Source organism: Mesorhizobium sp. M7A.F.Ca.AU.001.01.1.1, from assembly GCF_004022735.1.
Taxonomy (GTDB): Bacteria; Pseudomonadota; Alphaproteobacteria; order Rhizobiales; family Rhizobiaceae; genus Mesorhizobium; species Mesorhizobium ciceri.
This window is the reverse complement of sequence record NZ_RZPF01000280.1, coordinates 1-7,523: the sequence shown is the minus strand read 5'-3', so window position 1 is coordinate 7,523 and position 7,523 is coordinate 1. Positions and strand designations below refer to the sequence as shown.

At 63.8% G+C, this 7,523-nt stretch carries 9 protein-coding genes and 1 pseudogene; 8 read left to right on the top strand and 2 right to left on the bottom strand.

The window, feature by feature from the left end:
* The first annotated feature begins 81 nt into the window (after window positions 1-81).
* From EN884_RS18180 to EN884_RS18170, 3 genes are all read left to right on the top strand, one after another.
* Window positions 82-891 carry a transglutaminase family protein gene (locus tag EN884_RS18180; protein ID WP_027161100.1) on the top strand — a complete coding sequence of 270 codons (810 nt, stop codon included), beginning with the start codon at window positions 82-84 and terminating at the stop codon, window positions 889-891.
* A 128-nt stretch (window positions 892-1,019) separates the two neighbouring features.
* The gene (locus EN884_RS18175) at window positions 1,020-1,985 is read left to right on the top strand and encodes a cation diffusion facilitator family transporter (RefSeq protein ID WP_013528466.1); all 966 of its coding nucleotides are present in this window, start codon (window positions 1,020-1,022) and stop codon (window positions 1,983-1,985) included.
* A 61-nt stretch (window positions 1,986-2,046) separates the two neighbouring features.
* Window positions 2,047-2,451, top strand: a complete 405-nt coding sequence (locus EN884_RS18170; RefSeq protein ID WP_013528467.1) for a GFA family protein — start codon at window positions 2,047-2,049, stop codon at window positions 2,449-2,451.
* A gap of 20 nt (window positions 2,452-2,471) precedes the next feature.
* On the opposite strand, the gene EN884_RS18165 is transcribed toward EN884_RS18170, so the two are convergent.
* Window positions 2,472-3,743 (bottom strand): DNA recombination protein RmuC, encoded by a 1,272-nt coding sequence (locus tag EN884_RS18165; protein ID WP_063169730.1) that lies wholly within the window; start codon window positions 3,741-3,743, stop codon window positions 2,472-2,474.
* Window positions 3,744-3,846: 103 nt separating this feature from the next.
* Here EN884_RS18165 and def point away from each other — a divergent pair, with 103 nt between their 5' ends.
* From def to truA, 5 genes are all read left to right on the top strand, one after another.
* Window positions 3,847-4,377, top strand: coding sequence for a peptide deformylase (def, locus tag EN884_RS18160; protein WP_063169729.1), 531 nt, complete (start codon window positions 3,847-3,849; stop codon window positions 4,375-4,377).
* A 47-nt stretch (window positions 4,378-4,424) separates the two neighbouring features.
* Complete coding sequence (locus EN884_RS18155) at window positions 4,425-4,688, top strand: hypothetical protein (RefSeq protein ID WP_013528470.1); 264 nt, start codon at window positions 4,425-4,427, stop codon at window positions 4,686-4,688.
* Between the two features lie 116 nt (window positions 4,689-4,804).
* Window positions 4,805-5,758: a methionyl-tRNA formyltransferase gene (gene fmt, locus EN884_RS18150; protein ID WP_063169728.1), complete on the top strand. Its 954-nt coding sequence runs from the start codon at window positions 4,805-4,807 to the stop codon at window positions 5,756-5,758.
* Window positions 5,755-6,261 carry an N-acetyltransferase gene (locus EN884_RS18145; protein WP_013528472.1) on the top strand — a complete coding sequence of 169 codons (507 nt, stop codon included), beginning with the start codon at window positions 5,755-5,757 and terminating at the stop codon, window positions 6,259-6,261. Before fmt ends, EN884_RS18145 begins: the two co-directional genes overlap by 4 nt.
* A gap of 121 nt (window positions 6,262-6,382) precedes the next feature.
* Window positions 6,383-7,153, top strand: coding sequence for a tRNA pseudouridine(38-40) synthase TruA (truA, locus tag EN884_RS18140; RefSeq protein ID WP_063169727.1), 771 nt, complete (start codon window positions 6,383-6,385; stop codon window positions 7,151-7,153).
* Here the strand turns inward: truA and EN884_RS18135 are convergent.
* Window positions 7,120-7,523: pseudogene (locus EN884_RS18135) on the bottom strand (transporter); the annotation flags it as partial. The gene truA and the pseudogene EN884_RS18135 sit on opposite strands and share 34 nt — an antisense overlap.

Below are 7,523 nucleotides of genomic sequence, written 5' to 3'. Positions count from 1 at the left end.
GTCCGTGCCATGGTCATTTTCGCACTGCAGCATCGACCCGAGCTTCGCCGGGTGATCGTCAGGCAGGCCGTCAGGACGACAATGCGAATCCACATCGGCTGCGAGATGAGCTTCGACTTTCCGCAGGAAACGCCGCTCATCGCGATGCTGAATGTGCACTATTCGCGGGCCTCCGATCTCGAGCGGCCGGATTTCCTGATCTCCAATCCGCCGGTGCCGATCGAAAGCTATCGCGACAGTTTCGGCAATTGGTGCAACCGGCTTGTCGCGCCGCCCGGGCGCTTCACCTTCGGCACCGACGCGGTGATCCGCGACCCCGGCACCTTCGAGATGGGCGACCTGATGGCCTGGCAGCACGAGGTGCGCGACCTGCCGGCGGACACATTGCTGTTCCTGCTGCCCAGCCGTTTTTGCGAAAGCGACCTTCTGGCTGACGAGGCGTGGCGGCTGTTCGGCAACACGCCGCTGGGTATTCCGCGCGTGCAGGCGGTCTGCGACTTCGTCCACAGCCACATCGTCTTCAACTACGGCAATGCACGGCCGACGCGCACCGCGGCGGAAGCCTATCGTGAACAGAGCGGCGTGTGCCGCGACTACGCGCATCTCGCCGTCACCTTCTGCCGGGCACTCAACATCCCAACGCGCTATTGCACCGGCTACATCAGCGACATCGGTATGCCGAAGCCATGGGCAAGCATGGATTTCTGCGCCTGGATGGAAGTCTATCTCGGCGGCCGCTGGCATGTCTTCGACCCGCGCAACAATGCACCGCGCATCGGCCGCATCCTGATCGCCTCCGGCCGCGACGCCGCCGACGTGCCGCTGACCCATATTTTCGGCCCGGGAACGCTTGCCGGCTTCAAGGTGTGGACCAGCGAGATCATCGAGTAGTCGCCGTTTTCCATAGACCGGATCTCTCATGGCCGCTGCCGTGGACGACCCGACATTCGCGCGGTGTGATGCCTGTGGAGCTTTAGCGGCCTGGCCGCTAGACTGCGCCTTGAACGGGGGCAAATGCCATGGCCGGGCACGGCGGCTCAAAAAAGGTGATCTACGCGGCGCTCGCCGGCAATCTCGCCATCGCGCTGACCAAGTTCGCCGCCGCCGCCTTTACCGGCAGTTCGGCGATGCTGTCGGAGGGCGTCCATTCGCTGGTCGATACCGGCAATGGCGGCCTGCTGCTCTACGGCATGCACCGCGCCGCTCGCCCTGCCGATCGCACGCATCCGCTCGGCCACGGCCGCGAACTCTACTTCTGGAGCTTCATCGTCGCGCTCCTCGTCTTCGCGCTGGGCGCCGGCGTGTCGTTCTACGAAGGCGTGGTCCATATCATGGCGCCGGAGCCGGTCGCCAACGCCAAGGTAAACTATATTGTTCTGGGCCTTTCCTTCCTGTTCGAAGGCAGTTCGTGGTGGGTCGCCCTGAAGGAGTTTCGCCGGCAGAAGGGCAGGCAAGGCTGGCTGCAGGCCGTGCAGTCGAGCAAGGATCCGAGCGTCTACACCGTGCTGTTCGAGGACAGTGCGGCACTTCTCGGCCTGATCGTCGCTTTCGCCGGCATATTGGCAGCGGAACTGCTGGAGATGCCGGAGCTCGACGGCGCCGCCTCGATCGGCATCGGACTGATCCTTGGCGCGACCGCGATCTTCCTGGCCCGCGAAAGCAAGGGCCTGCTGATCGGCGAGCCGGCGTCGCCCGAGGTGCAGATGAAAGTGCTGGCGATCGCCCAGCAGGATCCGGCGGTGCAGCGGGCGAACGGCGTCCTGACCGTCCATATGGGGCCGACAGAGATCGTCGCCGGGCTCAGCATCGAGTTCGAGGACCATTTGACGGCGCCCGAGATCGAAGCTTGCGTCGAGCGCCTGGAGGCGCAGTTGAAGAAGGAAATGCCGGAGATCACACGGCTGTTCGTCAAGCCGCAGACGTCAGGCACCTGGGAGCAGCGACGCAGGCTGATCGATTCCGCATCCGATCCTGCCCTGGACTAAAACCGTGCCATTGCCTCACGGCCTTGCGCCGCTAGATTGAAGGGGCTTTGGAGGAACGAAGATGAGAATAGACGGCGGCTGTCATTGTGGCGCCATCACCTACGAGGCGGAGGTCGATCCGGAAAAGACCACGATCTGCCACTGCACGGATTGCCAGCAACTGACCGGCACGGCTTTTCGCCTTACGGTTCCGGCGCCGGAAAGCAACTATCGCATCACCAAGGGCACGCCGAAAATCTACATCAAGATCGTGGCGAGCGGCGCCAAGCGCACCCAGGCCTTTTGCGCCGACTGCGGTTCGCATCTTTACGCCACGTCTGTCGGAGATGGTCCGAAGGTCTATGGAATTCGCGTGGGGACCGCGCGGCAGCGCCAGGATTTGATCCCGACACAGCAGAAATGGCACCGCTCGGCGCTGCACTGGCTGCCTGAATTTCAGGGCATGACCACGTTGGAGGAGCAGTAGCGCCGGTCCGGCACCGCGCCTCAATCGTCGCCTTCGACGACCCTCAGCCTGAGCTGCCCGGTTTTCGAATCGGCAACGCGCGCGCCGGTATCGACCTTGGCGGCGGGAGCCCGTGACGCGGCGTCTACGGCGGCATCGCCGTCGGGCTGCGCGCCGAATTCCAGCGCCTCGATCTTCTGGCCGCGCTTGGTGACCTTCGACGTCGAAACCAGTATGTCGTCGATGTCCTTGGCCGACTGGCCGAAATGCACCTGCAGCTTGCGCACCCGCTCATCGACACGCGCAACATCCTCCATCAGCCGGATGACCTCGCCCTGGATCAGGTGCGCCTGTTCGCGCATGCGGGCATCCTTGAGGATCGCCTGGATGACCTGGATCGACAGCATCAGCAGCGACGGCGAGACGATGACGACGCGCGCACGGTGCGCCTTGTGCACGATCGCCTCGAAATTCTCGTGGATCTCGGCGAACACCGATTCCGACGGCACGAACATGAAGGCAGTGTCCTGCGTCTCGCCCTGGATCAGGTATTTTTCCGAGATATCGCGGACATGGATCTCGATGTCGCGGCGGAAGGCCTGCGAAGCTGCCTTCTGCAGATCGGCGCCATCGGCGGCGCGGATGGCGTTCCAGGCTTCCAGCGGAAATTTTGCATCGATGGCCAGCGACGGCGCGCCGTTCGGCATCTTCACCAGGCAGTCGGGCCGGCTGCCGTTCGACAGCGTCGCCTGGAACTCATAGGCACCGTGCGGCAGGCCGTCGGCAACGATCGCCTCCATGCGCGACTGGCCGAACGCGCCGCGCGTCTGCTTGTTCGAGAGGATCGCCTGCAATTGCACGACCTGGCCGGCGAGCGACTGGATGTTGCCTTGCGCGACGTCGATGATCGCCAGCCGTTCCTGCAATTTGGCCAGGCTCTCATGCGTGGATTTGGTCTGCTCGGTCATGGTCTGGCCGAGCCGGCCGGTCATGGCGTCGAGGCGTTGGCCGATCGATTGCGTCAGTTCCGCCTGCCGTGCGCCGAACACTTCCGCAATGGCGCCCATGCGGCCCTGCATTTCGGCCTGGCTTTGCAGAATGCCGGCCATCCGCACTTCCGCATCGCGGGCATGATCGGCGGCTTCCGCGGCCGCCACGGCGCGCGCCTTGGCCGACCGCCACAACGCAATGACCAGCGCCACGAACAGGGCCAGAAACAGCAAAACGCCGAAGGCCAGCGCATGGCCGAGCGTGATCGTTGTGGCGCCAAGCCGGGCGACAGGCTCCGAAAGGATGGTGCTCAAATCATTCATGTGGACAGCATAGACGATTCGCCGCGATAGCACAGATCAAAACGTGAACGCGCCTGATGCCAACCGGTTGACGCGTTTCGCTGGAGGTCTTAGGTGGAACGCCATGCCGATCAAGCCGCTCATCATCCTTCCCGACCCCATCCTGCGCCAGGTTTCCAAGCCCGTAGAGCGTGTCGACGCGCCTTTGCGCAAATTAGCCGACGACATGCTGGCGACCATGTATGAAGCGCCGGGCATCGGGCTGGCGGCAATCCAGATCGGCGAGCCGCTGCGCTTGCTGGTGATCGATCTCGCCAAGGAAGACGAGACGCCGGCGCCGCATGTCTTCATCAATCCGGAAATCCTGGAGAGCGCCGATGCGCGCTCCGTCTATGAGGAAGGCTGCCTGTCGATCCCGGATTATTACGCCGAGGTCGAACGCCCCGCCGCCGTGCGGGTCAAATATCTCGACCGCGACGGCAAATTGCAGGAGATAGAGGCCGAGGGGTTGATGGCGACCTGCCTGCAACACGAGATCGACCACCTCAATGGCGTCCTGTTCATCGATCACATCTCGAAGCTGAAGCGCGACATGGTGGTAAAGAAATTCAAGAAGCTCGCCAGGGACAAGGCGCCGGGCAAGCTCGCGGGATAAGGTACGGGAGTCCCCTCCAGGCCTATTGTCGGCAGGATTGCCACCAAATGGAGATGCCGACGGTCGACATGCTGATCAGGGACATTCCTGAGCCTTTGAAGCGCGAGATCGAACTGGCGGCGCGCGAGGTCGGCCAGAGCGTCTCGGACAAGGCCATCGGCCTTCTGCGCAAAGGCATAGTTGCGGAGAGGCCGGCCCGAGAGGAGTCGAGCCTCTCGGCGTGGGCTGCAATTCGCTCGGCTTTCGTATCTGAAAGCGCAATTGGCGATGAATACGCGGAAATCATGGAGAAGATCGAAGCGGAAAGATAGCGCGACGGTCGTCCCGCGACTTCGACGGCCTTGACCTGAAGCTCGTAAACCCGTTTGAAGCGGATGCCTGAGCCGGCACACTGCGCGAGCAAGAAGACAGGATACCAGAAGAAAAAATGCCCCTTCGCGTCATCTTCATGGGCACGCCGGAGTTTTCGGTGCCGACCTTGCGCGCGATCGCCGAGGCTGGCCATGAGATATCAGCCGTCTATACCCAGCCGCCGCGCGCTGCCGGACGACGCGGACTGGAGCTGACGCCGTCGCCGGTGCAGCGCGAGGCGGAGCGACTGGGCATCGAGGTGCGGACGCCGGTTTCGCTCAAAGGCGAGGCCGAACAGGCCGCTTTTCGCGCCTTGCAGGCCGATGTGGCGGTGGTCGTCGCCTATGGTTTGCTGCTGCCGAAGGCGGTTCTGGAGGCAACCCGGCTCGGCTGCGTCAACGGCCATGCGTCGCTTCTGCCGCGCTGGCGCGGCGCCGCCCCCATCCAGCGCGCCATCATGGCCGGAGACCTGGAAAGCGGCATGATGGTGATGCGCATGGAAGAGGGCCTGGACACCGGTCCGGTCGGGCTGGTTGAAAAATGCGCTATCGAACCCGATATGACAGCCGGCGATCTGCATGATCGGTTGATGAGTGTCGGTGCTGCCTTGATGGTGGAAGCGCTGGCGCGACTGGAAAGGAATACGCTGACATTCACCACACAAGCTGTGGATGGGGTGACCTACGCCAAGAAAATCGATAAATCCGAGACTCGCGTGGACTGGACTCGCTCGGCAAGTGAGGTCCACAATCATATTCGCGGCCTGTCGCCCTTTCCCGGCGCCTGGTCGGAGATAGGAATTGGCGGCCGCCAGGAGCGGCTGAAACTGCTTCGCTCGACGCTGTCGCAAGGCCTGTCGCCTTCGGAAGATTTGGGCGAGTCGGGAGGAATTCTCGATGACCGGCTGACGGTCGCCTGCGGGGCAGGCGCGATCAGGCTGGTCGAAGTTCAACGGGCGGGCGGAAAGCCCGCTGCCGCGTCGGAATTCCTGCGCGGGGCCAAGATCGAAAAAGGACTGAAATTCTCATGAGCATGATGTCGATACGCGCGGCAACGCCGCGGGATCGCGAGGCCATCCGCCTCGTCGAGGAACACGCTTTCGGCCAGCAGGCGGAGGCCGGTCTGGTCGACGCGCTGGTGACCGGCGGCGACGCGGTTGCCGAACTGGTTGCGGAAGAGGACGGCCAGGTGGTCGGCCATATCCTGTTTTCGCGGCTGTTCGTCCAGAATGGCGGCAAGACCTTCGCGGCCGTGGCGCTGGCGCCGCTGGCGGTGGAGCCCTCGTTCCATGGCAGCGGCATTGGCGGCGCGCTGATCCGCGAGGCGCATATCCGCCTCAAGGATGGTGGTGAGACGCTGGCCGTGGTGCTGGGCGACCCCACCTATTACGGGCGTTTCGGCTATAGCCACACGCGTGCCGAGAACTTCGAAAGCGAATACCAGGGCGAAGCGCTGCAGGCGCTGGCCTGGGGTGACGCGCCAGAAGCAGGCAGGCTGGTCTACGCCTCCGCCTTCACCGCTCTCGCCGCGTAGAACAGTCAGCCGTTTTCACGGAAACGGCGAACTGCACTCCTCTTTGTTTTAACGCAATTCCGAACGGAAAACCGTTTCACACTTTTCCTGGAATTGCTCGAGGCGAGAGCTCTAGCCGCAAATGCCGCGTTTTCGCCTCGACATCGAATATGACGGCAGCCTGTTTGCCGGCTGGCAGCACCAGGCGGATCAGCCTTCGGTGCAGCAGGCGATCGAACAGGCGATCGAAAAATTCTGCGGCGAAGCGATCAGGCTGCGCGCCGCCGGCCGCACCGATGCCGGCGTGCATGCGACCGCGCAGGTGGCGCATGTCGACCTCGTCAAGGCGTGGCCGAGCGACAAGGTGCGCGATGCCGTCAACGCCCATCTGCAGGCGGCCGGGGCGCGCATCGCCATCCTGAAAGCGACGGTGGTCTCCGACAGTTTCGACGCCCGCTTCTCGGCCATTGGCCGCCACTATCTCTACCGCATCCTGAACCGCCGCGCGCCGGCCGCGCTCGACAAGGGCAAGGTGTGGTGGGTGCCGAAGCGGCTCGACGCCGGCGCCATGCACGAAGCGGCAAAGGTCCTGCTCGGACGGCATGACTTTACCACCTTCCGCTCGACCCAGTGCCAGGCCAACAGCCCGATCAGGACGCTGGAACGGCTCGATGTGAGCCGACAAGGCGACATGGTCGAGGTCAGGGCTTCGGCGCGCTCGTTCCTGCACAACCAGGTGCGTTCGATGGTCGGCTCGCTCAAGCGTGTCGGCGACGGCGGCTGGAGCGCGGCCGACCTGAAAACATCGCTCGAGGCGCGCGACCGCGCCGCCTGCGGCCAGGTGGCGCCGCCCGACGGGCTGTTTCTCACCGGTGTCGATTACCCGATCGAGACGAGCCCGGAAAGGCTCTGAACTCCGACATCGTCCGGGACGGTGATGCCGAGCAACGTCTGCAGGCCGAACAGCACCAGCAGCGACGCAATGAACATGCCGACGAAAACGGCCGTGCCGACCGCTGCGCCCCTGCCCATCGTGGCATTTGTCATGCGCCAGGTCAGCACCATAGAAAGGGCAAAGAGGAACAGCGACACAAGGCTCGAAACCTGGCTTGCGGACGACAGGAAAAGCCGGATCAGCGCCGAAGGCAGCATCAGCCAGGCGGTGATGGCCGAAGCCCAGTTGCTGGCAACGACGTAGTGGACGAAGCGGCCGCCTATGCCGGCGCGCGGCGCGATGAAAGCGAGCGCAACCAGCGGCAGCACCCAGGAGCCGCTGTCGACCG

What these genes read in the sequence shown, in the direction of transcription:
- EN884_RS18180 (WP_027161100.1), top strand. Translation starts at nt 82, where the DNA reads ATGCGAATCCACATCGGCTGCGAGATGAGCTTCGACTTTCCGCAGGAA.
- EN884_RS18175 (WP_013528466.1), top strand. Translation starts at nt 1,020, where the DNA reads ATGGCCGGGCACGGCGGCTCAAAAAAGGTGATCTACGCGGCGCTCGCC.
- EN884_RS18170 (WP_013528467.1), top strand. Translation starts at nt 2,047, where the DNA reads ATGAGAATAGACGGCGGCTGTCATTGTGGCGCCATCACCTACGAGGCG.
- EN884_RS18165 (WP_063169730.1), bottom strand. Translation starts at nt 3,743, where the DNA reads ATGAATGATTTGAGCACCATCCTTTCGGAGCCTGTCGCCCGGCTTGGC.
- def (WP_063169729.1), top strand. Translation starts at nt 3,847, where the DNA reads ATGCCGATCAAGCCGCTCATCATCCTTCCCGACCCCATCCTGCGCCAG.
- EN884_RS18155 (WP_013528470.1), top strand. Translation starts at nt 4,425, where the DNA reads ATGGAGATGCCGACGGTCGACATGCTGATCAGGGACATTCCTGAGCCT.
- fmt (WP_063169728.1), top strand. Translation starts at nt 4,805, where the DNA reads ATGCCCCTTCGCGTCATCTTCATGGGCACGCCGGAGTTTTCGGTGCCG.
- EN884_RS18145 (WP_013528472.1), top strand. Translation starts at nt 5,755, where the DNA reads ATGAGCATGATGTCGATACGCGCGGCAACGCCGCGGGATCGCGAGGCC.
- truA (WP_063169727.1), top strand. Translation starts at nt 6,383, where the DNA reads ATGCCGCGTTTTCGCCTCGACATCGAATATGACGGCAGCCTGTTTGCC.